Consider the following 24,560-nt stretch of genomic DNA (forward strand, 5'->3'; position numbering starts at 1 on the left):
CGACCACGACGGTCGCGCCCCCTTCCCGTTGCGTATCGCCCCTCGCCCATGGCCGGTCTTTCAGGCGGCTTCGGCTCCCAGCTCGAACCAGACGACCTTTCCGCCGCCCTGCGCCCGCACGCCCCAGGTGTCCGCGAGGGACTCCACCAGGACCAGGCCCCGACCGTGCGTGCCCTCGTCGGGGCTGGGCATGCTCGGCCGGGGGTGGCGGGCCACGAAGTCCCGTACCTCCACCCGCAGGCCGGACGGTGAGACGGTGGCCGTCAGCACCGCGTCGTCGTCGGTGTGCACGAGTGCGTTGGTGACGAGCTCGCTGGTGAGCAGTTCCGCCGTCTCCGACCGGCCGGGCCTTCCCCAGCCCCGCAGCAGTTCCCGCAAGGCCCGGCGCGCCTCGGGCACCGCCCGCAGGTCCGCCCGTCCGAGCCTGCGGCTGAGCTGCGACGCCCCGTCCTGCTCCGCCACGTCCTCGGCCGTGCCCTCCCCTGTCCGTCTCGTCGCCGAGGTGCCCGCGATCGCCGTCGGACCGCTTCCCCAAGCCTGCCTCTCCATGACCCCCGCCCGCGTGTCGATGTCGGTTCCCCTCCTGCTCGAACACGTTCACGGGGATCCTTGCCCGGTCGACACCGGGCCAGTCATGTCGAATCATCAACGACCGGGTGTTCGGCCATGTTCGGGCGGGCCACGGGGTCGCTCCCCCACGCTCCCGGGCCCTCCCCAAGTCCCCCTGAGTCCTCCCCGAGTTTTCCCACGGGCTGCCCAGGGACCGGCGACGCCCGTCCGAAGCACCGAGGAGGCGCGTCGAGACAACCGACCGGACCCTGTTTCCAGTGCGTGCGGAGCGCGCGATGCGACGGTTCGTGTGTCGTGCGCCGCAAGGGGTCTGTGTGCCGTCGGCCCGGTCCGTCGGGCACACGCCGGGCGAACCGGTGCCGGGAGATCGGGACCCGCGGGCCCCGTACGAGCCGTCCGATACCGGCACCGGGCGGGAAAGGCCCTGCTCGACAAGGTGATTCCGGTTGGCGGGGCGGGCCCCCGAGGAGCGGGCGGGCGGCTGCGGAAAGGCGGTGATCGGCCCCGGGCCCGGCGGCGACGAACTCGGCTTCCAGGCCGAGGGGACGGCGTACGACGGCGCGGTCGTACCCCTGGAGGGCGCGCGCCGGCGCAACCGGCACCCGACGATCGCCTCCCCGGTGAGCGGAGGTGAGCCGGGGCATCCGCTCTGCGAGGCGGACGCCGACCCGGCCGCCCTCGCCCCCTTCCCACCTACGCACCCGAGCGACCTGCTGACCGTCCGGGCTCGCACCGACTACGGATTCGTCCCTGCCGACCTGGCCGTACCCGAGGAAGGGGTGGGGCAGCTGATGCCGGACGGCCGACGCGCTTTCCCGTTGCCGACGACATTGGCCGGAATGCACTGCCCCTCACACGGAAACGCAACGGAAACCGTGTCCGCTGTTTGCCCACGCATACTCGAACTGCCGCAGCACGAGGCCCAAGGGCCTTTCGCACTACGGCAGTTCGAGATCCGACCGATACCCGGCTGCGGTGCCCGGGCAAGAATGCCCCCCGTGACCGAGCGCCTGACTACGCAGCAGCCCTAACTGCCTGCGACTCCCGTCGTGCCGATGTGGAAGATCTTGTGGCCGCGGGTCATGTCGACGACCAGCTTGGTCGCTGTGTTGCTGCTCCAGGTGAGGGTGACGACCGCCTCCGTGTAGTTCGCCGTGCCGTTGTCGGTGACCTTCCATGCGAGCGGCACGTTCTGGGCCCGCAGGACACCGTTGGCGTGGTTCTTGTCCTCCCAGGCGTTCAGTTCCTTCTGGAAGGCCGGGGTGAGGTAGTGCTTGCGGAGTTCGTCCGCGAGCTTTCCGCCGCCCTCGTCGGTCACCGCGTCGATGTAGGCACCGTAGAAGTCGGCGATGCGGGTGATGTTGTCGGACGACTTGCCGCTGACGCTGCGCGGGCTGCCGGCGGAGGCCTGGGCCGTCACGCCCAGACCGAGCGTCAGGGCGAGGGCCGCGGCCACGGCGGCCCGGCGGCGAGTGGTACGAAGGCGGCTCGTGCTCTTGCCGGCCTTGCCGGCCTTGCCGGTCTCGCTGGGCTTGCCGGTCTCGCTGGGCTTGCCGGTCAAGCTGATCATGCTCATCATGTGCGTGTTCCCCGTATGTCTCGTGCGTCGGATCTGGCTGGACTTGTGGTCTGTCCGGTGACCAAGTGGTCGTACGGGGCCGCCGCCCTCCCGACCCCCGTGACAGGAGGACGGCGGCCCCGGCTCTTCTCAGTGGTCGTACGGCTGTGGGGGTCGTGCGGTCAGCGAAGCTTGTTGACGGCCGTGACGGTCGTCCTCTTGAAGGCCTTCACCGGCGCGTCGTCGAAGTCGCCCAGCTGGCCCCAGTCCACGACCGTCACCCGCGTGCCGTCCCGGCCCACGGAGAGGAGGCGGATGTCGGTCGCGCCCCAGGACGTCTCGGTGTGCAGTCCGTAGACATGGGCGCCCTCCTCCACGTTCAGCTTCCCGTAGTCCTTGAGCGTGGCCGTGACCTCCGGGTCGGCCTGCTCGATCCGCGTGGCGCAGGACTTGATGTGCTCGTTGACCAACGAGAACCGCCACTTCGCCGCGCTGACGCTCGACAGTTCGAGGCTGACCTGACGGGCGCTGGTGTCGAGGTCGGTCCGGAAGTCCCGGTACCAGGAGTCCCATCCGTCGCCCAGCACCGTGCCGAGACAGCGGTCCGCCTCCACCTCCGGCGATGCGCCGGCGGTGATCTCACCGGCCGTCCAGGACGAGCTGGGGTGCGGCGGAAGGTCGGCGGCGGAGAGGAAGCCGGGCGGCTGCGGCGCGGCCGCACCCACCGGTGCGGCACTGGCGGGTACGGCGAGCAGGGTGCCGAGGGCGAGGCCCACGGCCGTGAGTGCGGTGAGCCCGGTGAGCGTGGCGGCTCGGATGCGCTTGGGCATGGGTGTCCCCCGTGAGTGAGTGCATGGGTGTGGATCGTCGCCGCGACGCCGGTTGGTCGATCCGGCCCTGGTCGGGGCGGCACCAAGAGCATCGGCCGACGGAGCGGCCCGGTGCAACGGTCTTCGCCCGATCTGCCGTGGTGGAACCATCCCAGCCCATGTGACGTGCAGGTATATGGGTGCCTGGGATGACCGCCCGGGCCGGACGAGCACGGGGGAACGGTGTCGACCGACGACGGTGTGGGCGATGTGACGGAGTTCGCGGCGCTGCTGACGGAACTGAAGGGGCGCACGGAGCGCAGCTACGGCTCTCTCGCACGCCGACTGGGCATGAACACCTCGACGCTGCACCGGTACTGCGCGGGGGAAGCGGTTCCGCAGGATTTCGCCCCGGTGGAACGGCTCGCGGAGTTCTGCGGAGCGGCATCCGAGGAACGCCTCGAACTGCACCGGCGGTGGCTGCGCGCAGTGGCGGCCCGTCAGCAGCGGGCGGCGCGGAGCGTTAGTGCCCCGGACGCACCGGACGCACCGGACGCACCGGACGCACGGAAAGCACCGACGCTCCGGGAGACGCGCAGGACCTCAGAAGCCTTAGAAACACTCGTAACGCCGGAACCGCCGGGCGCATCGCCGGAAGCAGACACCCGGCCTTCGGCGGAAACAGAGCCTCGGCAACCCGGCGGACCACAGGCACCGTCTCGCCGTTGGTACCGCCGTCGGCGCGTCACAGTCCTCGTCGGTGTCGCCTGCGCGGTCCTCGCCACCCTGGGCAGCCTGTCCGCACTGCCCGGCGGCAACCACCCGTCGGCTTCCGGCGACGCCGCCCGGGCCCCCGGATCCACCGCCGACCCGTACCGGACGGCGTCCCCGCACCCTTCCCCCACGCCCACCACCAGCACGACCGCCTCCCCCACGCCCCGCTCCGCCACGCCCTCCCTTTCGACCGGCCCCAGCAGGACCTCCCCCTCCGCGGACAGCGCCCCGGCCGGCGGCAGGGCCTCGGCCCCCGCGACGGGCGTACCGCTGCTGTGGACCGCCGACTCCCAGGTCTGGGCGCTCGGCTGCGGTCACGACTACGTCATCGACAAACCTCCGGCGCAGGTTCCACCGCCACCGGCTGAGCAGGACGCCGGTCAGTGGGCGTCGGCCCAGGGCGCCCTGCACGGGCGGGAGACCAACGTGGAGATCTCGGTGCAGGGCCGCGACTCGACGGCCGTCGTCCTGACGGCGTTGCGTGTGCGGGTCGTCGGCCGCGCCTCACCCGCGCAGGGCACTGTGTACGCCATGGACCAGGGCTGCGGCGGCTCGCTCAGCAAGCGCTACTTCGCGGTCGACCTGGACAAGGACCGTCCCGTCGCGCACTCGGTCGCCGGGAACGACGCGGGCACTCCGATCCCGGCGGTGAGCCTGCCCTACCGCGTGTCCAGCACGGACCCGGAGGTTCTGCTGGTCACGGCACGGACCGAGAGCTGCGACTGCAACTGGTACCTCGAACTCGACTGGTCGTCCGAGGGGCGTACCGGCACGGTCCGCGTCGACGATCACGGCCGCCCGTTCCGCACGAGCGGCATCAAGGGCCTGCCCCGCTACTGGTACGGCTCGGACAACGGCGAGCGCCAGTGGGTCCCCGCCACCACCTGACCGCAGGCTGGCCACGGCCTGGCGGCCCACTGTCCACCCGGGCTGACCGACGCCGACCCGCGGGACCAGCGGTGACCGGCCGGGCTCCCGGCGTCCTCACGGGCGAGGCACGTTGCGCAGGTTGGAGCGGGCCATCTGCAGCATCCGGCGGCAACGTACTCGGGGTGGACAGGAACGTGTTTCTTCACGTTCCGCGTGTACGCCTTCACCACCCCCTCCAGCGCGTCGGCGTGTTTCTTCAGCATCCGGTCGAGGAAACGCCGGTTGTCCTTGGCCGCGGGGGCCCTGTCACTCCTCCCAGACGGCCGCCGCCGTGCGGTCGTCGGAGTAACCCTTCACCCTCACCCGGGTGTCGGCGAGGAAGGCGGCGAGCCCGGGCGGAGTGCGACCCGACCAGCGTCCCGTCAGGTACGCGGACAGTTCCGGCTCGCCGCGCAGCGGTTCGGCCAGGCCGCCGGTGCACATCAGGAGCGTGTCACCCGGGCGGGCTACGGAGGCACGGAAGCGGAAGGGATCGCGGGGCGGCTCGGGGGCCGGGTCGTAGGGGTTCGGCGGGGTCGTGATGCCGAGGTCCATGGTGAGGCGGTCGCCCTCGGGCGTCTCGGCCGGCAGGGACCCGAACCCGACGACCGGCTCCCCGGCGACCTCGCCCACCTGCGGCTCGATGTCTTGCCACACGCCGCCGCGCAGCCGGAACAGTCCGCCGGAGCCGACACCGAAGAAGACGCGCGTGCGGCAGTCGGGGTCGGCGGGCAGGAGCAGACAGCGCAGGGTGGCCGCGTACTCCTCCGGTGCCAGGCCTTGTTCCGCGGCGCTGGCGCGGAGCCGGCCGAGGCTGCGGTCGGTGAGCCGGTGCAGGCCGGACTTCAGGTCGCCACGCCGGGCCGCCCTTATGTCCTCGGCGAGCCGGACGTGACTGCGGCCCACGGCCCGTCCGATCCACCGGCACGCCTCGGCGGCCGCCCGGTGGGCTCCCGGGGTCGCCCGGGCGCCGGTCGCCATCGCGACGAGGATCAGCGCATGCTCGCCCGCGCCGAAACGGGCGGTGAGCAGTGAGTCACGGCGCGGCTCGCCCCGGTACCGCGCTGAGTCCCCCCGCACGGAAACGGCCCGCAACGCCCAGGCCCCGTACCGGGCCCCGTCCAGCACGGTGTCGGCGACGAGATCGTCCAACTCGTCCGGGTCAGCGAGCGGGAGGGCGGTGGGCTCGGCGTCGTAGGTGGGCGGCCCGGAACCGACGTAGTCCTTTTGAGGGTCGGGAGCACCCTCAGGTGCCGGTGAAGGCGCCGGAGATGCTGGAGATGCCGGGGAGTTGGGGGCGTGCGCCGGGAGTGGAGCGAGAGGGGCTGCCGTGCCGCTGGCGGAGACGGTGGGGGCCGAGGGCGCGGTTGGGACGGTAGGGGCGGTCGGAGGTGGCGGCGCGTGGGCCGGAATGGGCGGCAGCGCGGGCGGGGGCGGCGGCACAGTTGGCGCGGCTGGTGCGGTGGACGGCGCAGGTGGGGAGGGCGGTGCCGGGGGTGCGAAGGGGGCGGACGGTGTCTCCGCCGGCGTAGGGCCGTCGGGCTTGGAGGATGCGGGACCGTGGGGCGCCCGCTCGTCGAATCCGGGCGGCAGCGGGCCGGGCAGGAAGTTCGCGGGACCTGGAGGTGTGGCCGAGGGCGGTTCCCAGGGAGCGCGGTACCGCTCGGGGGGACGGGTGCCCGGAGCGGCCTCGACCCCGCGTGCGCCGACGTCGGCGCCTTGACCGGCGGCCGAAGAGGCGTTCGGATCAGCGGCCCAGCCGACGCCTCGGCCCGCGTGGCGGCCGACGTCCCGACCGGTGCCGCGGCCCGCATCGTCCCGGGCGTCACGCTCATCGGCGAGCCCGCTGTCGGGGTACCGGGCGGCGTCGGAGTCGGCCATGTGGCCGCGCCGGGGCGGCGGAACAGTGGCCTCCGGTGAGGGCGGCGGCCCTGTCGGCGTCCCGACCTGCGAGGCCCACCAATCGGTCCGGCCGCGAGGACCGGGCCGCTCGGCCCGTGGTGCCGGCACCGAGCCGACGGGACCCGAAGGGTCGGCGCCGTCCACGCCGTCCACGTGTTCCAAGTCGTCCGAGTCGTCCGAGTGTTCCGCGTGGTCCGAGTCGTCCGCGTGGTCCGCGAGGTGCGTCTCGTCGTCCGCACCGCTCGCCGGGGCGCGCGGGCCCGCCGCAGTCCCCGTGCCGGCCGTCGCACCCTCGGAGTGCGCCGCCGTACCCGCGGAGCGGACCGCTCCGGAGGCCGAGGCGAAGCGGTCGTCCAGGGAGTCGGCGGCGGGCGTGGGCCCCGTGTCCTCGGCGAAGTCGTCGTACAACTGCCCCCACCAGTCGTCCTCGTGACCGGTGGACCTTCCCCCCTGCTGGCTCATGCCCCCAATTGTCCACCGCACGGGCCGTATGAAAACGGGGCATCCGGAAAATGCTTCACCGCACGGGTGTCGAACAGTATGTCGAGCGACGTCCGGAACAGCAGTGCGACGGAAGTGCTTCCTGAGGCGACAGAGGTCGCCGGGCGGTTCCACCCCCACCGGCGGTACGGCGATGATGTGCGGCGGCGGGTTTACGCCGTGGCTGTTTCCCGCCACGCACCGGACACGACGTGGGCGGGCGGGACATCGGATGGAGGGACGACACCCGATGCTGGGAGCGACAGGGCTCGACGACACGCACGAGTCGGCGTACCGGGCGCTGGTGTCGGTGGGCGCCGCCGACGTGCCCGATCTCGCGCGCCGGCTGCCCCTCGGCGAGCACGACACGGAACGCGCGCTGCGTCGGCTGGAACGGCACGGCCTCGCCGAGGAGTACCAGGCCGCCGCGGCCGAGCCGGCGGTGCACGAACTGGTCGAGGTCGTGACGGGCGCCGCCGCCGTCGCCCAGCGTTTCCTGCAGATCCAGCTCGGGGCGAGCGAGGAGGTGTGCGCGCTGGTCACCGGCACCCCGGTGACCGTGACCGGCGGCGAGAACGACGCGGAGGAACGAGCCGCCGCCCGCGGGGTGCGCTACCGCGCCGTACTGGAGCGGGCGGTGTTCGACCAGCCGCACGGCATGGCGGAGCTGACCGCCGCACTGGGCCGGGACGAGCAGGTCCGGGTGGTGGATGAGGTGCCGACGCAGCTGGTCGTCGCCGACCGTTCACTCGCCCTGGTGCCGCTGACGGGACGTTCGGCGGAGCCCGCCGCGTTGGTGGTGCAGGCCGGCGGGCTGTTGGAGCTGCTGTGCGGCCTGTTCGAGTCGGTGTGGCGGGAAGCTCTGCCCCTGCGCCTCGGTACAGCCGGTGTCGTCGAGCAGGCGCCGGCCGCTCCCGACGCGGTCGACCTGGAGATCCTGTCCCTGCTGCTGGCCGGGATGACCGACGCGAGCGTGGCCAAGCAACTCGACCTGGGGCTGCGCACCGTGCAGCGCCGGGTGAAGGGACTGATGGAGCTGGCCGGGGTGACGACCCGGCTGCAGCTGGGCTGGCACGCGTACGAGCGCGGCTGGGTGACGCGAGACCGGTGAGCCCGCCTTGACCTGCGTCTTCTTCTCGATTCGGGCACCCTGAGCAGATGGGAGTGTGGGAACTCCTGCTGGTCGGACTGGTCATTCTGCTCGGCCTGTGCGGAGTGCTGGTGCCCGGTGTACCGGGATCGTGGCTGGTGTGGGCCGCGGTCCTGTGGTGGGCACTGGAGGACCCGCAGCCGGTCGCCTGGGCCGTGCTGATGGGAGCCACGCTGGCGCTGTTCCTGTCCCACGTGGTGCGCTGGGCCCTGCCGCCCCGTCGGCTGCGCGCGAGCGGCGCGACACCCCGGATGGCGGTGTACGCGGGACTCGGCGCGTTCCTCGGCTTCTTCCTGCTTCCCGTGCTCGGCGCGATCCCCGGATTCATGGGCGGCATCTACCTCTGCGAACGGCTCCGCCTGGGCCGCCACGGCGAGGCACGGGCGGCCCTGCGCACCGCGATGCGCTCCGGCGGCTCCAGCATCCTCGCCGAGCTGTTCACCTGTCTGCTCATCATGGGCGCGTGGCTGGGTACGGTGCTGTGGGGATGAAGCACCACCAGGGTGGCCCTAGACCGGTGCCGGGAAGGAACCCTCCAGCGTGAGCAGCCGAACCTTGCGCTCCAGTCCGCCCGCGTATCCCGTCAGCGAGCCGTCGGCGCCGATCACCCGATGGCAGGGCCGCAGGATCAGCAGCGGATTCGCCCCGATCGCTCCGCCGACCGCTCGTACGGCCATCCGCGAGGCACCGACGCGGGCGGCGATCTCGCCGTACGTCGTGGTCGCCCCGTAGGGGACGGAGTCGAGGGCGGCCCACACCCGCTCACGGAACTCGGTGCCGTCGCCACGCAGGGGAAGCCGGAACTCCTTCAGTTCGGCGGCGAAGTAGGCGGCGAGTTGTTCCCCGGCGGAGCGGAACGGCCCGGGGTCGTGCCGCCAGCCGTCCTGGACCGTCCGCCCGCCCTTCTGTCCGGGCACGGAGAGGGACGTCAGCACGCCGGACGGGTCGGCGGTGAGGAGCAGGGGGCCGAGCGGGCTGTCCACGCTGGTGTAGTACGTCAGGTCGGTCGGGGTGTTCATCGTTCCTCCGCGGCGCGCAGGTGGTGCAGGGCGTAGGTGCGCCAGGGGCGCCAGCTGTCGGGCACGTCCGCGCCGGGCGGCGCGACGTCGGGATCGCCGAGAGCGCGGGCGCGGATCGCCGCCACCGTACGGGCGTCCAGGCCGGGCAGCGCGAGCAGCGCCTCCTGGGCGTCGTCCCGGTCGATGCCCGGGTCGAGGCGTACGGTGCCGTCCGCGAGGGCGGCGGCGAGAGCGCCGAGGGGCCCGCCGACATCGGATCCGGTCGGGGACTCGGCCCCGGATCCGGACTCATGTTTGACTCCGGAGTCGGCGTCGGCGTCGGCCAGGACGGCCGGTTCGGGGAAGAGGTGGGTGAGGGTTCCGCAGGGTGCGTCGAGGACCTTGCCGTAGGCGCGGACCAGGCGTTCCGCTGCCGTCCGCCCCACCAGCGCCCGTACGGCGTACTCCTCGGGGTCGGCGGCCCCCGGCGCGCGTAGTCCGGGCCGGGCGGCGACCAGCGGAGCGAGCCGTGGATCGGCGCCGAGCCTGTCGTCCACGGCGAACGGGTCGGCGTCGAGGTCGAACAGCCGCCGCAGCCGCTGGACGGCGGTGGTGAGGTCGCGCAGGTCGGTGAGGTGCAGCCGGGCGTCGAGCCAGCCGCCGGGATGGACGGCCGTGGCCTGGCCGGTGTCGCCCGGCCGCTCGTCCACGGCGACGATCCCGGTGCCGTAGGGCAGCCGCAGCGTACGACGGTACGTGCGTGCGCCGAGCGGCCCGCTCACCTCCTCCACGCCGGCCACGGCCTCTCGTTCCAGCAGGTCGAACACGGTGCCCGCGTGATACGGGCCGCGGTGGGCGAGCCGCAGCGGGATCCCTGCGGACGGGGTGGCGCTGCGGCGACTCGCGCGGACGGTGGCCCGCAGCTCGGTCGGGGTGGCCGCGTACACGGCCCGGACGGTGTCGTTGAACTGCCGCACGCTGGCGAACCCGGACGCGAAGGCGATCTCGGTGACCGGCAGGCCGGTCGTCTGCAGCAGGACCCGCGCGGTGTGGGCGCGCTGCGCCCGGGCGAGGGCGACCGGACCCGCGCCGAGTTCGGCGGTGAGCTGGCGCTGTACCTGGCGGGAGCTGTAGCCGAGTCGGTCGGCCAGCCCGGTGACGCCCTCGCGGTCGACGACGCCGTCGCCGATCAGCCGCATGGCGCGGCCTACGACGTCGGCGCGCACGTTCCAGTCGGCCGATCCGGGGACAGCGTCCGGGCGGCACCGCCGGCAGGCCCGGAAGCCGGAGCCCTGCGCGGCGGCGGCCGTCGCGAAGAAACGCACGTTGTGGCGTTTCGGTGTCACGGCGGGGCAGCTGGGCCTGCAGTAGATGCCGGTCGTCTCGACGGCGAAGAAGAACTCGCCGTCGAACCGGGCGTCCCTGCTGCGGACCGCCTCGTAGCGGGTTTCCTGGTCCGTCATGGGTTCCAGTCTTAGCCCACGACGGAAACCGTGCTAGCGGAAATCGGACGTGACGTTACGGCGGCGCAGGCCAGTAACCGGACACGTGCACGCCTAGCTGGTTCAGCGAGGCGGAGCAGGTCGCCATGACGCCCGCCCGCGTTTCGCCTCCCACGCCGCCCGGCCCTCGGCCTGCTTGCGCTTCCAGTCCTGGCGGACGTCGGCACGCCTGCGGGCGTCGGACTTGGCGACGATCCACTGGTTCTCCCGGACGAGCTTGCGATAGCTCTCCAGGCGTCGCAGGGGCAGCTCCCCGTCGTCGACGGCCGCCCGCACCGCGCACCCCGGCTCGACCTCGTGGGTGCAGTCGTGGAACCGGCAGCCCCGGGCGAACTCCTCGATCTCCGAGAAGACCTGGCCCACCCCGCCGCCCGCGTCCCAGAGGCCGACGCCGCGCAGCCCGGGCGTGTCGATGAGGACGCCTCCGCCGGGCAGCGGCAGCAGGTTACGCGTGGTGGTGGTGTGCCGCCCCTTGCCGTCCATGTCGCGGGTGGCCTGAACGTCCATCACGTCCTCGCCGACGAGCGCGTTCGCGAGCGTCGACTTGCCCGCTCCGGACGCCCCGAGCAGCACGGAGGTGCCCCGGCCGAGGAGTGCGGCGAGTTCCTCGACGCCCTCGCCGTCGCGGGCGCGGACGGTGAGCACGGGCACGCCGGGCGCACTGGTCTCCACGTCCTTCACGAAGTAGGAGAGCGCGACCGGGTCGGGCACCAGGTCGGCCTTGGTGAGCACGACGACGGGCTGCGCGCCGGACTCCCAGGCCAGGGCCAGGAACCGCTCGACTCGACCGAGGTCCAGTTCGACGGCCAGGGACATCGCGACGACGGCGTGGTCGACGTTGGCCGCGAGGATCTGCCCCTCGGACCGCTTGGAAGAGGTGGAACGCACGAAGGCGGTTCGGCGGGGCAGGAGTGTCCGCACATACCGGGGGTCGCTGCCGTCGGGATCGACGGCGACCCAGTCCCCCGTGCACACGACCTTCATCGGGTCACGGGGAACGACGAACTCGGTGTCGGCGCGGACCGTGCCGGTCGGGGTGACGACGTCGCACAGTCCGCGGTCGACCCGTACGACACGGCCGGGCACGAGGCCCTGCTCGGCATGCGGAGCGAACTCTGCTTCCCAGCCCTCGTCCCAGCCGATGGAAGTGAGGGGGCGCGACGAACCCGAAGGACGAGAAGAAGGAGAAGAAGGAGAAGAAGGAGAAGGTGAGGGAGAAGGAGAAGAGAGAGTCAAGGGAAACCCTTCACAGGGCGGCCCCGGCCACGCGCACTCGCGATGGGGTGTGCGACGTGAGAAAGGTCAGCCGGAGGCCACGGAGGTGGAGTGGATGATCTTCTGGTTGCGGGCAACGGCCCTCGCGAAGACAGTCATCGGTCACACCTCCCGTTTCTCACTCGGCCGACCACGGCAGCCGACGGCTGCCGTGTGAAGCGATCCTCACCTTAGATGCGGCCCGCATCCCGGTGCCACCTGTTTTCCATCCCGAATCAGTGACGGTACGTCAGGACGCCGTGCATGGCTTCCCGTTGAGGGCGAACGCGTACGGGGCGCTGTTCTTGTCGTGCCAGGAGGCGAGGAAGCCGAAGCTGAGGGTGCCGTTGGCCGCGACGGACCGGTTGTAGTCCGCCGCGGTCGCGGTGACCCGGGAGCCGTTCTGGGCGAGGCTCGCGTCCCACATCTGGTCGACCCGCTGGCCGTCGCGGAAGGACCAGGCCACCCGCCAGTCGTCGAGGGTGGCGGAGGTCGTGACGGTGACGGTGGCCTGGAAGCCGTCCGGCCACTGGTTGACGAGGTCGTAGCGGACCTCGCAGGCCGCCTTGTCCGCACTCCCCCCGGCGCCCGCGCCGGTACCGGCGGTGGCCGAGGAGGTGCCCTGGGGCTCCGGGTCGGGCCTGCCGGTGTCGTCGCCGTCCGTCGCCGACGCCGTACTGCCGGCGGGCGGCTTGGGGGCGGACGAGGACGGCGGGGCGGAGGTGTCGGGCGTGGCGGACGGCAGGGAGGGGCCGGGTCCGGCCACCGGGCTGCTGTCCGTGGGCCCGCCCTGGGCAACGCTGTCACCGCCGCTGTCGCCGGGCATCATCGACACGGCGAGCGCCAGCCCGGAGACGAGGACGGCGGCGACGAGAAGCGCGTTGCGCCGCACGCGCGCCCTGCCGGCAGCGGCCCGTACGGCCGCGCCCTCGGGGTCGGGTGTCTCGGGGCGCCCGGGGCCGAGGCGCACCTCGGAGGCGCGGCGGCGGCGCTCCAGGTAGGCGAGGCCGCCCCAACCGATGACGCCCTGGGCGAGCGCCGCGGGCAGCCCGCCGCCGTGCAGCCGCAGACAGGCCGCGGCTTCGGCGCATTCGACGCAGGTGGCGAGGTGCCGGGAGAGGTCCGGCGGCGTGTCGGCCGCGGGCGAGCGGGTGACCGCGTCCAGGAGCCGGACGTAACTGCGGCACTCCGCGTCCATCGGCGTGTCGAGGTGGTTGCGGTGGCAGCGGTCCCGGAACAGGCCGCGGACCTGGTTCAGCTCCTCCACCGCGGCGGTCGGGTCCAGGCCCTGCCGGCGGACCACGGCGTGCAGCGGAAGCGCCTCCACCTCCGCCAGCCACAGCAGGGCGGCGTCCGCTTCCTGCATGTCCCGCAGGCCGCGTAGGGCGATGGGACGGCTCAGGGGCGGTCCGACGTACCGCGCCGCCTTGCCGGAGTTCAGCCACAGGCGCAGGTCCGGGTCGAGTTTGTGGCCGTGGCCCTGGGCCTCCCAGTGGGCCGCCGTGGCACGTACGGCGGTCAGCAGCAGGGGGATCCGGGGCAGCCGGGACGAGCGTCGGCCGGCGCCTCGCGCGGTCCCGTCCTCGGCGGCGCGGGCCTCGCGTATGCCCAGCGCGAACGCCTCACGGGCCAACTGGTTCGCCGCGGTCGAGCCGGACGTGCACAGGTCGGCGTACGACAGGACGGCGTCCCAGCACTCGGAGAACAGCGCGGCCTCGGCGGCGTCCTTCGGGGTCGGCAGGTCGGGCATGGGTCTCCTGCATCCACAAGCGAGGTCAACTCACCATGACGGCAATGGAGTTGGGGGGAACCTCGCGGCAGAGGCAGAGCTTTTCACGTTTCCAACACAACTGACAAGCGCCCTGTTCAGATGTCATGTCAGGACACCAGGACAGGACAGCAGAGGGCGGCCGCGCCCGTTACTCCGACCTGTTGTACGGACGCGAACCGCCGTGTGCTCAATGCCGGCGCCAAGTTTCGACACCGATTTCGGGGACTATACGGTCGCCGCGTCCTGCGCCGGAAGACTGTCCATGAAGGAACTCACGGAGAACACCGCACGGCCGGGTCCGGGCGGGCCGTAGCCGGGAGGCGAGGAGAGCCCGAACTCGTCCATGGTGGCGCGGTAGGCCTCCAGCAACCGGATGTGGTACTCGAGCGGCGCGCCCTGCGGGTTGGCCTTGCCGAGCGGGGTCGTGGGCTCCGGGCACCAGGTGGTGAAGCGCGGCGTGATGCCCTGCGACATGAAGAAACGCAGCCCCTCCGTGGTGGAGGCGATGGCCTCGTCAACGGTGGTGAAACCGAACGGCTCCGCCATCTCGACTCCCGCGACGAAGTTGGGGATGACGTTGCGCGCGCCGAAGATCTCCGCCGAGTCGAGGATCCGCTTGTGCCACTCGTCGCGGCCGACGTAGCGCTCCTTGCCCGGGCAGTACAGCTCGAACAGCCGGCGGTCCCACACCTCGTAGTTGGGGTGGTAGATCTGCACCCCGTAGTCCTTGAAGCGCTGCACGTCGTCGCGGGGCAGTGCCTGGGCCACGACCTTGCCGATCCAGCGGCCCGGGAAGCGCTCCTCGATGGCCTTGGCGTAGTGGCCGTAGAAGTCGGCCTCGTCGCGCCCGGCAACCGTTTTCGTGATCGCGCCGCCGGTGAGCGTGTAGGCGGTGGACGTCTTCTGGGTGTCATAGCGGTCGATGATCTCGAGGGCCTCCAGGACCTCCTCCACGTCCTTGACGCCCGTGTACGGCCGGCCGGCCGCCTTGTGCTGGCGCCAGTTGTGGTTGATGTCGCAGTACTGGCACTCCTCCTTGGCGCCGAAGTACTGACACACCCGGAAAACGGTCAGATAGATGAGGTAGCCCCACTGGATGGTGGGGGCGACCTCCATGACGGACTTCCCGTTGGAGAGCTTGTGCCGGTAGTACTCCGGCATCGGCGGCACCCCGACGTCGGCGATGCGCGTTCCGTCGAGGTAGAGCCCGAGCAGGCCGTCGTCGTCAGCCGCGACACGGTACGGCGAGGCCGGGTTCACGCGCACCGACACGACGGTCCGCCGCAGGTCGTACGGTCCACCGGTGAGGATGATCTCCTCCGGCGGGCGGCGCAGCGCGGCCTCGCCGAGCTCGGGCAGCGTGCCGTGGTCGAACGAGAAGATGAAGTACGACTTCGGCTTGACCTCGCCCGACTCGTTGTCACTCAGGGCGGAGGGGTCGAAGGCCACGCCTCCGCGCAGCAGGTCTTCCTTGAAGACGGCCTCCCGCGGAACATGCGGAAACCGCTCCATCAGATCCTCGACCAGCGCGGTACGGCTGCCCATCCGTCTCTCCTCCCGGCTCAGGCGTACGAATTCCTCACGGTATGCCCCCGCCCTCCCGGCCGTCGTACCGGGGCCCCGCTCCGCGCGCCGAAGGGGTCGGCGTCGGCGTCGAAGGTCGGGATCCGGCATATCGGTTATACGTACCGGATCTACCTAATTGCGGCTGCGGCTTCCCGATTTCCGTTTCCTCAGGAAGGATCACGGCATGACCGAAACCGTTACCAACTGGGCCGGCAACATCACCTTCGCCGCCGGTGAGCTGCACCGCCCCGACTCCCTCGAGGCGCTCCGCTCGCTCGTGGCGAAGAGCGAGCGGGTGCGGGTGCTGGGCAGTGGGCACTCGTTCAACGAGATCGCCGAGCCGGGCGGCGACGGAGTGCTCCTGTCACTGGACACCCTGGCCGGAGAGGTCGAGGTCGACACCGCGGCCCGGACCGTACGGGTCGGGGGCGGGGTCCGGTACGCGGAACTGGCGCGCCGGGTGCACGAGCACGGGCTGGCGCTGGCGAACATGGCCTCCTTGCCGCACATCTCGGTCGCGGGGTCGGTCGCGACCGGTACGCACGGGTCCGGGATCCGTAACGGCCCGCTCGCCGCCGCCGTACGGGAGGTGGAGATCGTCACCGCCGACGGGTCCACCGTCGTCATCGGGCGTGGCGACCGGCGCTTCGGCGGAGCCGTCACCTCGCTGGGCGCCCTCGGGGTGGTCACCGCGCTCGTCCTCGACCTGGAGCCCGGCTACGAGGTCGAGCAGCATCTGTTCACCGAACTGCCCCTGGAGGGGCTGGACTTCGAGACGGTGGCGGGGGCGGCGTACAGCGTCAGCCTGTTCACCGACTGGGGTGCGCCCGGCTTCCGGCAGGTGTGGGTGAAGCGGCGCACGGACGAGCCCCTGGCCGACTTCCCGTGGGCGACGCCCGCTGTCCGGGCGTTGCACCCGGTGCCGGGTATGCCGGCGATCAACTGCACCGAGCAGTTCGGGGTGCCGGGGCCGTGGCACGAGCGGCTGCCGCACTTCCGGGCGGAGTTCACTCCGAGCAGCGGAAGCGAGTTGCAGAGCGAGTATCTGCTGCCGCGCGGACATGCCGTCGAGGCTCTGCACGCGATCGACGGGATACGGCAGACGGTCGCCCCCGTGCTGCAGACCTGCGAGGTGCGGACCGTGGCCGCCGACGAACAGTGGCTGAGCCCCTCCTACGGCCGGGACACCGTGGCGTTCCACTTCACCTGGATCGAGGACACGAGGGCCGTGCTGCCGGTGGTGCGGGCGGTGGAAACCGCGCTGGATCCCTTTGAGCCGAGGCCGCACTGGGGCAAGGTGTTTCAGCTGCCGGCCGGCGTGGTGCGCGGCCGGTACGCCCGGGCAGCCGACTTCACGGCCCTGGCCCGGGTACTGGATCCGGCCGGGAAGTTCACCAACGCCTTCGTACGGGACGTCCTGGAAGGCTGACTTCCGGCTGACTTCCACCGACTTAATAAAGCCCCTTTCCTAACCCCTTGTCGAACCGTGGGGCACCCCATAACCTGACGCGGCGCCGGTGCCGTCGCCGTACCGGCCCGGCCGGCACGGAAGGGGACGGAAGGGATGAGAGGGCACGTTCCATGAAGCGCGGCACATCACGTGACATCCGCACCGCGAACCGCTACGAGGTGCTGCGTCAGATCATCGCCGCCTCACCCACCTCCCGGCAGGAGCTCGCGGCCGCGACCGGTCTCTCGCTCGCCACCGTCGCCACTCTCGTCGGCGAACTGCTCGACCTCCGCATGATCACGGAGGTCGGGTTCGAGGACTCGGCGGGTGGCCGCCCCCGGGGCCTCGTGGCCGTCAACGCGTCGGGGGGCGCGTTGATCGGCGTGGACATCGCGGAAACGTACGTCCATGTCGAGCTGTTCGACCTCGCGCTGAACGTGCTGGCGCGCGCCGAGGAGAACATGCGGCCCGGCGAGAGCCGCCCGCACCAGGTGGTCGGCCATGTCGCCGCGGCCGCCGGCTCGGTGGTCGCGCAGGCCGGGGTCGAGGCCGCCCGGGTGCTCGGCGTCGGGGTGAGCGTGCCGGGGCAGGTGGACCGCGCCACCGGCATCTCCGAGTACGCGCCCAACTGGGACTGGCACGACGTGCCGTTGCTCGACCTGCTCTCCGAACACATCGCGTATCCGCTGTACTTGGACAATCCGCTGCGTGCCGGGGCGGTCGCCGAACTGTGGTTCGGGGCAGCGCGCGGGCACGGGGACGCCGTGGTGGTCAACCTCGGCACCGGCGTCGGCGCCGGACTGGTGCTGGGCGGCGCGCTGCACCGGGGGGTCAGCAACAGCGCCGGCGAGTGGGGGCACACGACGCTCGTGCTCGACGGCCGGCTGTGCCGGTGCGGCAACCACGGCTGCGTGGAGACCTACGTCGGCGCGCCCGGGATCATGCAGAACCTGCGTGAACTCAGCCCGCAGAGCCCGCTGTTGCATCCCGAGGACCAGACCGCCACCGTCGACGCCCTGGCTGCCGGGGTCGCCGCGGGCGATCCGATCGCCGTCAAGGTCGTGCGCGACACCGCCCGTTACCTCGGCGCCGGCATCGCCAACCTGGTCAATGTCCTCAACCCCGAGGTGGTCGTGCTGAGCAGCTGGGTCGCCGCCCGGCTCGGCGAACCCCTCCTCGACGAGGTCCGCGAGGCCGTCGCCCGGCACGCGCTGAAACGGCCGCTGGCCGCCAACCGGATCGTCCTCTCCACGATCCCCAGCGACCCGGCCTGTCTGGGTGCGGCGACGTTCGCGCTCGAAGGGGCGTTGCAGTCCGTCGGCCAGCGGAACGCGAAGCGAACCGTCCCCACCCGAGCCAGGAGCCGTATCGCACCCTCTGCATGAGCAGCCGCCTCAGCGGAAGCGGTCACGGGGGCCCTTCCGGCTGCCCCGGCGAGGCCCACGCCCGCCTGGGCCGGGCGGTGATCCGGCGACAGCCAAAACGGCAGCTGTAGGGGAAAACCACCCACTGACCGAGGGCCGCCGGCCCTGACACCGGCGGCCCTCAACCCCCCTTCGGACCAGCCGCGTTACCCGTTCCGGATCCGCCCCACACCCACCTTTCCCACCCCACCGTTCGCCATTCCGAACCGATCACAACGCTTCGAACAGGCTTCGTCCAACCCCTTGCCGAAGCCTTAGCCGAAGGTTAACGTCCCGCTCCGCAACGCCATTCGAGCCATCTGGCGCTGAAGCCGTTGAGCCGCAGCCGTACTCGAGACAAGGACGTCACCATGTCGGCAATGAGCAACAGCAACTGGTCCCGCCGATCACTCTTCCGGGCCGCCGCGGGCATGGCGGCGGCCGGCACGCTCGCCGCGTGCGGCAGCAACAACGGCAGAAGCGGCGGATCCGGTTCGGGCGTCGATCTGACGCAGTTCTTCCACGCGTACGGCGAGCAGGGCACCGAGCAGGCCATCAAGAAGTACGCGAAGGCCTACGACAAGGCCAACGTGTCCACGCAGTGGATCACCAGCGCCGACTTCGAGAGCAAGCTCTTCGCCACGCTGCTCACCAAGAGCGCGCCCGACCTCTTCGAGTTCCACCCGCAGATCCAGATGATCAAGAGCGGGCAGGTGGCGGACCTGACCGACATCATCGACCCGGTCAAGAGCGACTTCAACCCGGCTGACATCAAGTCGCACACGGTCGACGGCAAGATCTACGGCGTCCGGATGATCGACGACCCGCAGTTCTTCTTCTACCGCAAGTCGATGCTGGAGAAGGCCAAGGTCCAGGTGCCGACCACGCTGGACGAGCTGGCGGAGGCCGCCGCCAAGCTCACCACCGGCAAGGTCAAGGGCCTGTACATGGGCGACGACCTGCACAGTGTCATCAACCCGATGATCTGGTCGGCCGGTGCGGACACCCTGAACGAGAAGAACGAGATCGCCTACCACACCCCGGGTGTCATCGAGGGCATCAAGAAGATGCGCAAGCTGTTCACCAGCGGCCACCTTCTCCTCGGCGCGCCGACCGCGTCCTGGGACCCCTCCTCGCTCAACCAGGGCCTGTGCGCCATCCAGTTCTGCGGCATGTGGGCGATGCCGGCGATCCAGAAGGCGCTCGGTGACGACTGGGGAGTCTTCCCCTTCCCGAAGACCATCGACTCCGGCAAGCAGTCGGTGTACAACGGCGGTTGGTCGATGTTCGTGAACGCCAAGGGCAAGAACGTCGAGGCCGCCAAGGAGTACGTCAAGTGGCTGTGGATCGACCAGAAGGAGTACCAGGAGGAGTGGGCCACGTCCTTCGGCTTCCACATTCCGCCGCGTACCTCGATCGCGCAGACCGCCACCAAGCTCAAGTCGGGCAACGCCGCTGAGGGCGTCCGGCTCTTCAACGAGTTCGGCCACTTCGACAACATCGGCTGGACCCAGGCCATGATCACCTCGCTCGAGGACGTCTTCGCCAACTCCGTCCGCAAGGACATGGACCCGGAGGCCGCGCTCGACAAGGCCGACGCGGCTGTCAACCGCGAGCTCAAGAAGCTGTTCGGATAGGCCGCGGGACGGACCACGACATGTCGACGACCAAGACGCGCGACCTCGCGCGCCCCGCCCCGGCAAAGGCCTCACCGGCCAAACCGCGGCGGGGTCTGCGGGGCAGCCCCACCTTCAACTTCTGGCTCTTCTGCGGGCCGTTCCTCATCGGTCTGGCGATCTTCGTCTACGCGCCGATCCTGTGGAGCCTCTGGCTGAGCTTCTTCGAGGCCCGCTTCACCGTCACACCCGACAAGTTCGTCGGCTTCGAGAACTACAAGTACATGCTGACGAACGACGACTTCGTCGGCTCGCTCGGCACCTTCACCGCTTTCGCCGCGTTCATCGTGCCCACCACCTGGGCGCTCTCGCTGGGCCTGGCCCTGCTGGTGAACCGGCTGCGCTTCATGCGGGCCTTCTTCCGCTCGGTCTTCTTCCTGCCGACCGCGTGCAGCTACGTGGCCGCCTCGCTGATCTGGAAGATGTCCATCTTCAGCGGAGTCCGCTTCGGCCTGATGAACACGGTCCTCGGCTGGTTCGGGATCGAGAACATCGCCTGGCTGGTCGACCCCAACCCGCCCTGGTACTGGGTGGTCATCGTCTCCGCGCGCCTGTGGCTGCAGTCCGGTTTCTACATGATCCTCTTCCTGGCGGCGCTGCAGAACATCCCGGGCGAGCTGTACGAGGCCGCCGCCATCGACGGCGCCAAGCCGGGCTGGCAGACCTTCCGTTACATCACGTTGCCCCAACTGCGTGCCACGTCCACCGCGGTGATCCTGCTGCTGCTCATCGCGGCGTATCAAGCCTTCGACGAGTTCTTCAACCTCCTGTCGAAGACCACCTGGGGTCGTCCGCCCCTCGTCGAGCTGTACTACAAGGCCCTGGGCGAGAGTCAGGACTACGGTTCCGGCAGCGCCGGCGCGGTCATCCTGACCGTGTTGATCTGCGCCGTGACCCTGCTCCAGGGCAAGTTCCTGGGCTTCGGAAGGGGGGATGAGTCCAAGTGACCACCACGATGCCCGAGGTGCAGGAACCCGTTCCGTCCACGGACAAGCCCCGTCGCACCAGGCGCGGTGGCGGCGTGATGAGCTCCACCGGCCTCTACATCGCCACCGGGACCGCCGCCTTCTTCTTCCTGGTGCCGTTCTATCTCCTGCTGCGCAACGCCCTCTCCACCGACGCCGAGATCACCGGAGAGAACTGGAAGTTCTTCCCCACGGACATCCAGTGGGGAAACATCAGCGAACTGTTCACCGACGAGACGGTGCCGTTCGGCCAGTCCCTGTGGAACTCGGCGGTCGTGGCCACCCTGCACACCATCGGCGTCCTGCTGGTGTGCTCGCTGGCGGGTTACGCTCTCGCCCGTATCCCGTACAAGCACGCCAACAAGGTCTTCTACGCCGTCCTGGGCACCCTGATGGTGCCGACGGCGGTCACCTTCGTCCCGAGCTTCGTGCTGGTGTCGTCGCTCGGCTGGGTGGACACCTACCGGGGTCTCATCATCCCGGGCCTGTTCAGTGGTTTCACCTGCTTCCTGTTCCGGCAGTACTTCCTGGGGTTCCCCAAGGAGCTGGAGGAGGCGGCGCGCGTGGACGGACTGGGCTACTGGGGTGCGTACTGGCGCATCGTGGTGCCCAACTCGCTGAACTTCTTCGCGGCGATGGCGACCATCACCTTCATCAACGGCTGGAACTCCTTCCTGTGGCCGCTGGTCATCGGCCAGGACCCGGGGTCGTGGACCGTGCAGGTCGCGCTCTCCAACTACATGACCAACCAGACCGTGATCTTCCATTTGATCTTCATGGCCACCGCCTTTTCCATCCTGCCCCTGGTGTTCGTGTTCCTCTTCCTCCAGCGCTGGCTGGTGCAGGGGATCGCACAGACCGGCATCAAGGGCTGAGCTAGGAGACAGATGTCTTTCCGCACCACCACTGACATCAGTTACGTAGAGGACGTCTCGCCGGGCGCCGGGGCCCTTCCGCCCCGCGCCTGGTACGCGTCCTCGGACGCGAAGTCGCTGTCGCTGAACGGGCGTTGGCGACTTCGTGTGTCGGCGACGGCCGACGCCGAGGACGACTCGTTCGCCGAGGAGGGGTACGACGCCGGGGACTGGGCCGAGGTCACGGTCCCGGGACACTGGGTGCTGCAGGGCGAAGGCGCTTTCGGCTCGCCCGTCTACACCAACCACCTCTACCCCTTCCCGGTGGACCCGCCCCGCGTCCCGACCGAGAACCCGACCGGCGACCACCTGCGGGTCTTCGATCTGCCGGAGGGGTGGCCCGATGTTTCCGAAGGCGGTTTCGTTCTCCGTTTCGACGGTGTCGAGTCCTGCGCCCGCATCTGGCTGAACGGCACGGACATCGGCGAGTTCAAGGGCTCGCGGCTGGCGCACGAGTTCGCGGTCGGGCATCTGCTCAGGCCGAGCGGGAACGTCCTCGCCGTCCGGGTCCACCAGTGGTCGGCGGGCTCGTATCTGGAGGACCAGGATCAGTGGTGGCTGCCGGGCATCTTCCGTGATGTCACGCTGCTGCACCGCCCGGCGGGCAGCGTGCTCGACTTCTTCGTGCACGCCTCCTACGACCACGTCTCGGCCGAGGGCACCCTGCGTGTCGAGTCCGACGTCGACGGGCGGGTGACCGTCCCCGCGCTGGGCATCGACGTCCCGACGGGGGAAGCGGTCACGGTACCGGTTCAGCCGTGGACGGCGGAGACGCCCACGCTGTACGACGGCGAGCTGGTGACTGAGAGCGAGCGGGTTCCGCTGCGCATCGGTTTCCGTACGGTCGAGCTGGCGGACGGCCTGATCAAGGTCAACGGCCGGCCGATCCTCTTCAAAGGCGTCAACCGGCACGAGTGGCACCCGGAAACGGGCCGCGCCCTCGATCTGGAGACGATGCGCGAGGACGTGCTGCTGATGAAGCGGCACAACGTCAACGCCGTGCGCACCTCGCACTACCCGCCCCACCCGGCCTTCCTCGACCTGTGCGACGAGTACGGGCTGTGGGTGATCGACGAGTGCGACCTGGAGACCCACGGCTTCGTCGAGCAGGACTGGCGGGACAACCCGGTCGACGACGACCGTTGGACGCCTGCCCTCCTCGACCGTGCCGCCCGCATGGTCGAACGGGACAAGAACCATCCGTCGGTGGTCATCTGGTCCCTCGGCAACGAGGCCGGCACCGGGCGCGGTCTGACCGCGATGGCCGACTGGATCCACGGCCGCGACGCCTCACGCCTCGTGCACTACGAGGGTGACCTCAACTGCCGTGACACGGACGTCTATTCACGCATGTACGCCTTCCACGAGGAGGTGGAGCGGATAGGCCGTGGGCTGGACGGCGGCGCCCTGCGTCGACGCCAACTGCCCTTCATCCTCTGCGAGTACGCCCACGCCATGGGCAACGGTCCCGGTGGACTGGCCGATTACCAGCGGATCTTCGAGGCGCACGACAGGCTCCAGGGCGCGTTCGTCTGGGAGTGGATCGACCACGGCATCAAGCACCCCGAGCTGGGTTACGCCTACGGCGGGGACTTCGGCGAGGAACTGCACGACGGAAACTTCGTCTGCGACGGCCTGGTCCTGCCCGATCGCACTCCGTCTCCCGGCCTCGTCGAGTTCAAGAAGGTGATCGAGCCGGTCGCCCTCACCGGGTCCGAGGACGGCACCTTCCGCGTCACCAACAAGCAGGACTTTGCCGACCTGTCGGCCCTGGCCTTCACCTGGGCGTTCCAGGTGGACGGCGAGACCGTCGCGTCGGGCGACCTGACGGTGCCGGCGCTGGCGGCGGGCGAGTCGGCCGACGTCAAGCTGCCGCAGCCGCCCGCCGACACCCCGGCCGACGCGGAGACGGGCTGGACCGTCCGGGCGCTGCTGGCCGAGGACACCCCTTGGGCGTCCGAAGGGCATGTGGTGGCGTGGGGCCAAGTCCCCGTCACGGCACGCCCATCGCCGTCGGTCACCGCGACCGCCGCGCCGGTGGTCGGCGAACGGCTCATCACCGTGGGCCCGGCCTCGTTCGACGCCCGCACCGGCGAGCTGCGGACCATCGGCTCGGTGGAGGTGACCGGGCTGCGTCTGGACGTGTGGCGGGCGACCACCGACAACGACGACGGCGCGCCCTGGCAGTCGGACGTCCGGCACGGCGTGCTGTGGCGCAAGCTGGGTCTGCACCGGATGCGGCACCGGCTGGACGCGGTCGAGGTCGGCCCGGACGCGCTGACGGTACGGACCCGGGTGGCGCCGGCCGGCTGGGAGGTAGGCCTGGCGACGGTGTACAGATGGTCGTCGGACGGCGACCGTGTCCAGCTGACCGTATCCCTGGCCCCCGAAGGCGACTGGACGGTGCCGCTGCCCCGCCTCGGAGTCCGCTTCGGGCTCTCCGAGGCCGACCGGGTGACGTGGTTCGGCGGCGGCCCCGGCGAGGCGTATCCGGACAGCAGGGCAGCGTCGACGGTCGGCCGCTGGCAGTCGACGGTCGACGGTATGCAGACGCCGTATGTCCGCCCCCAGGAGAACGGTGCCCGCGGCGACGTCCGCTGGGCGGAGCTCGGCGGACTGCGCGTCGAAGGCGACCCGGAGTTCTGGTTCACGGCACGACGCTGGACGAGCGAGCAGCTGGACGCCGCCCGGCATCGGTCCGACCTCGTGCCGGGCGGAACGGTGTGGGTCAACCTCGACCACGGTCAGCACGGTCTCGGCTCCCAGTCCTGCGGGCCGGGCCCGCTGCCCCGGTACTTCCTGAACGCGGCGCCCGCCGAGTTCTCGTTCGTCTTCACGGCGACCGGCTGACCGGCCGGCCGATCGACACCGATCGGCCGAATAGATCGATTAATCGATTGACCTTTTGA

At 70.8% G+C, this 24,560-nt stretch carries 19 protein-coding genes; 10 read left to right on the forward strand and 9 right to left on the reverse strand.

Annotation, left to right across the window (positions count from 1 at the left end):
- Positions 1-60: 60 nt before the first annotated feature.
- A complete protein-coding gene (locus B5557_RS10040) occupies positions 61-549 on the reverse strand; it encodes an ATP-binding protein (RefSeq protein WP_079658790.1) in 489 nt (162 codons plus the stop codon).
- A 467-nt stretch (positions 550-1,016) separates the two neighbouring features.
- Here B5557_RS10040 and B5557_RS10045 point away from each other — a divergent pair, with 467 nt between their 5' ends.
- A complete protein-coding gene (locus B5557_RS10045; protein ID WP_159424365.1) occupies positions 1,017-1,601 on the forward strand; it encodes a hypothetical protein in 585 nt (194 codons plus the stop codon).
- Here B5557_RS10045 and B5557_RS10050 read toward each other — a convergent pair.
- Together B5557_RS10050 and B5557_RS10055 are read right to left on the reverse strand one after the other, a co-directional pair.
- Positions 1,598-2,140, reverse strand: coding sequence for a hypothetical protein (locus tag B5557_RS10050; protein WP_231976323.1), 543 nt, complete (start codon positions 2,138-2,140; stop codon positions 1,598-1,600). The two genes, B5557_RS10045 and B5557_RS10050, sit on opposite strands and share 4 nt — an antisense overlap.
- A 170-nt stretch (positions 2,141-2,310) precedes the next feature.
- Complete coding sequence (locus tag B5557_RS10055; RefSeq protein ID WP_079658792.1) at positions 2,311-2,958, reverse strand: hypothetical protein; 648 nt, start codon at positions 2,956-2,958, stop codon at positions 2,311-2,313.
- Between the two features lie 222 nt (positions 2,959-3,180).
- Here B5557_RS10055 and B5557_RS10060 point away from each other — a divergent pair, with 222 nt between their 5' ends.
- Positions 3,181-4,599, forward strand: a complete 1,419-nt coding sequence (locus tag B5557_RS10060; protein WP_079658793.1) for a helix-turn-helix domain-containing protein — start codon at positions 3,181-3,183, stop codon at positions 4,597-4,599.
- Positions 4,600-4,887: 288 nt separating this feature from the next.
- On the opposite strand, the gene B5557_RS42735 is transcribed toward B5557_RS10060, so the two are convergent.
- The gene (locus B5557_RS42735) at positions 4,888-6,984 is read right to left on the reverse strand and encodes a protein phosphatase 2C domain-containing protein (protein ID WP_107472577.1); all 2,097 of its coding nucleotides are present in this window, start codon (positions 6,982-6,984) and stop codon (positions 4,888-4,890) included.
- Between the two features lie 268 nt (positions 6,985-7,252).
- Here B5557_RS42735 and B5557_RS10085 point away from each other — a divergent pair, with 268 nt between their 5' ends.
- Together B5557_RS10085 and B5557_RS10090 are read left to right on the forward strand one after the other, a co-directional pair.
- On the forward strand, positions 7,253-8,113 hold the full coding sequence (locus tag B5557_RS10085) for a hypothetical protein (RefSeq protein ID WP_079658797.1): 861 nt from the start codon (positions 7,253-7,255) through the stop codon (positions 8,111-8,113).
- Positions 8,114-8,160: 47 nt separating this feature from the next.
- Positions 8,161-8,643: a DUF456 domain-containing protein gene (locus B5557_RS10090; protein WP_079658798.1), complete on the forward strand. Its 483-nt coding sequence runs from the start codon at positions 8,161-8,163 to the stop codon at positions 8,641-8,643.
- 18 nt (positions 8,644-8,661) lie between these two features.
- On the opposite strand, the gene B5557_RS10095 is transcribed toward B5557_RS10090, so the two are convergent.
- From B5557_RS10095 to B5557_RS10115, 5 genes are all read right to left on the reverse strand, one after another.
- Entirely contained in the window at positions 8,662-9,171 is a 510-nt protein-coding gene (locus B5557_RS10095) for a methylated-DNA--[protein]-cysteine S-methyltransferase (RefSeq protein ID WP_079658799.1), read from the reverse strand.
- Positions 9,168-10,613, reverse strand: a complete 1,446-nt coding sequence (locus tag B5557_RS10100; RefSeq protein WP_079658800.1) for a bifunctional transcriptional activator/DNA repair enzyme AdaA — start codon at positions 10,611-10,613, stop codon at positions 9,168-9,170. The genes B5557_RS10095 and B5557_RS10100 overlap by 4 nt, the downstream gene beginning before the upstream one ends.
- A 102-nt stretch (positions 10,614-10,715) precedes the next feature.
- Entirely contained in the window at positions 10,716-11,795 is a 1,080-nt protein-coding gene (gene rsgA / locus B5557_RS10105; RefSeq protein ID WP_079664691.1) for a ribosome small subunit-dependent GTPase A, read from the reverse strand.
- Positions 11,796-12,156: 361 nt separating this feature from the next.
- Complete coding sequence (locus tag B5557_RS10110; protein WP_079658801.1) at positions 12,157-13,656, reverse strand: cellulose-binding domain-containing protein; 1,500 nt, start codon at positions 13,654-13,656, stop codon at positions 12,157-12,159.
- 246 nt (positions 13,657-13,902) lie between these two features.
- A complete protein-coding gene (locus tag B5557_RS10115) occupies positions 13,903-15,222 on the reverse strand; it encodes a radical SAM protein (protein ID WP_079658802.1) in 1,320 nt (439 codons plus the stop codon).
- A gap of 205 nt (positions 15,223-15,427) precedes the next feature.
- On the opposite strand from B5557_RS10115, the gene B5557_RS10120 reads away from it, so the two are divergent.
- The 6 genes from B5557_RS10120 to B5557_RS10145 all read left to right on the forward strand — a co-directional run bounded on the left by B5557_RS10120 (position 15,428) and on the right by B5557_RS10145 (position 24,501).
- The gene (locus tag B5557_RS10120; RefSeq protein WP_079658803.1) at positions 15,428-16,672 is read left to right on the forward strand and encodes an FAD-binding protein; all 1,245 of its coding nucleotides are present in this window, start codon (positions 15,428-15,430) and stop codon (positions 16,670-16,672) included.
- Positions 16,673-16,824: 152 nt separating this feature from the next.
- Positions 16,825-18,078 carry an ROK family protein gene (locus B5557_RS10125; protein ID WP_079658804.1) on the forward strand — a complete coding sequence of 418 codons (1,254 nt, stop codon included), beginning with the start codon at positions 16,825-16,827 and terminating at the stop codon, positions 18,076-18,078.
- Positions 18,079-18,476: 398 nt separating this feature from the next.
- Complete coding sequence (locus tag B5557_RS10130) at positions 18,477-19,733, forward strand: ABC transporter substrate-binding protein (RefSeq protein ID WP_079658805.1); 1,257 nt, start codon at positions 18,477-18,479, stop codon at positions 19,731-19,733.
- A gap of 20 nt (positions 19,734-19,753) precedes the next feature.
- Positions 19,754-20,719, forward strand: coding sequence for a carbohydrate ABC transporter permease (locus B5557_RS10135; RefSeq protein WP_079658806.1), 966 nt, complete (start codon positions 19,754-19,756; stop codon positions 20,717-20,719).
- Positions 20,716-21,612: a carbohydrate ABC transporter permease gene (locus tag B5557_RS10140; RefSeq protein WP_079658807.1), complete on the forward strand. Its 897-nt coding sequence runs from the start codon at positions 20,716-20,718 to the stop codon at positions 21,610-21,612. The genes B5557_RS10135 and B5557_RS10140 overlap by 4 nt, the downstream gene beginning before the upstream one ends.
- A 12-nt stretch (positions 21,613-21,624) precedes the next feature.
- A complete protein-coding gene (locus B5557_RS10145) occupies positions 21,625-24,501 on the forward strand; it encodes a glycoside hydrolase family 2 TIM barrel-domain containing protein (RefSeq protein ID WP_079658808.1) in 2,877 nt (958 codons plus the stop codon).
- Positions 24,502-24,560: the final 59 nt, after the last annotated feature.

This window comes from Streptomyces sp. 3214.6 (genome assembly GCF_900129855.1).
Lineage (GTDB): Bacteria > Actinomycetota > Actinomycetes > Streptomycetales > Streptomycetaceae > Streptomyces > Streptomyces soliscabiei.

Excerpts from the sequence above, each read along its gene's own strand:
- B5557_RS42735 (WP_107472577.1), bottom strand. The coding sequence starts at position 6,984 with ATGAGCCAGCAGGGGGGAAGGTCCACCGGTCACGAGGACGACTGGTGG.
- B5557_RS10125 (WP_079658804.1), top strand. The coding sequence starts at position 16,825 with ATGAAGCGCGGCACATCACGTGACATCCGCACCGCGAACCGCTACGAG.
- B5557_RS10135 (WP_079658806.1), top strand. The coding sequence starts at position 19,754 with ATGTCGACGACCAAGACGCGCGACCTCGCGCGCCCCGCCCCGGCAAAG.
- B5557_RS10120 (WP_079658803.1), top strand. The coding sequence starts at position 15,428 with ATGACCGAAACCGTTACCAACTGGGCCGGCAACATCACCTTCGCCGCC.
- B5557_RS10055 (WP_079658792.1), bottom strand. The coding sequence starts at position 2,958 with ATGCCCAAGCGCATCCGAGCCGCCACGCTCACCGGGCTCACCGCACTC.
- B5557_RS10050 (WP_231976323.1), bottom strand. The coding sequence starts at position 2,140 with ATGATCAGCTTGACCGGCAAGCCCAGCGAGACCGGCAAGCCCAGCGAG.
- B5557_RS10130 (WP_079658805.1), top strand. The coding sequence starts at position 18,477 with ATGAGCAACAGCAACTGGTCCCGCCGATCACTCTTCCGGGCCGCCGCG.
- B5557_RS10095 (WP_079658799.1), bottom strand. The coding sequence starts at position 9,171 with ATGAACACCCCGACCGACCTGACGTACTACACCAGCGTGGACAGCCCG.
- B5557_RS10110 (WP_079658801.1), bottom strand. The coding sequence starts at position 13,656 with ATGCCCGACCTGCCGACCCCGAAGGACGCCGCCGAGGCCGCGCTGTTC.
- B5557_RS10100 (WP_079658800.1), bottom strand. The coding sequence starts at position 10,613 with ATGACGGACCAGGAAACCCGCTACGAGGCGGTCCGCAGCAGGGACGCC.
- B5557_RS10040 (WP_079658790.1), bottom strand. The coding sequence starts at position 549 with ATGGAGAGGCAGGCTTGGGGAAGCGGTCCGACGGCGATCGCGGGCACC.
- B5557_RS10085 (WP_079658797.1), top strand. The coding sequence starts at position 7,253 with ATGCTGGGAGCGACAGGGCTCGACGACACGCACGAGTCGGCGTACCGG.
- B5557_RS10115 (WP_079658802.1), bottom strand. The coding sequence starts at position 15,222 with ATGGGCAGCCGTACCGCGCTGGTCGAGGATCTGATGGAGCGGTTTCCG.
- B5557_RS10145 (WP_079658808.1), top strand. The coding sequence starts at position 21,625 with ATGTCTTTCCGCACCACCACTGACATCAGTTACGTAGAGGACGTCTCG.
- B5557_RS10090 (WP_079658798.1), top strand. The coding sequence starts at position 8,161 with ATGGGAGTGTGGGAACTCCTGCTGGTCGGACTGGTCATTCTGCTCGGC.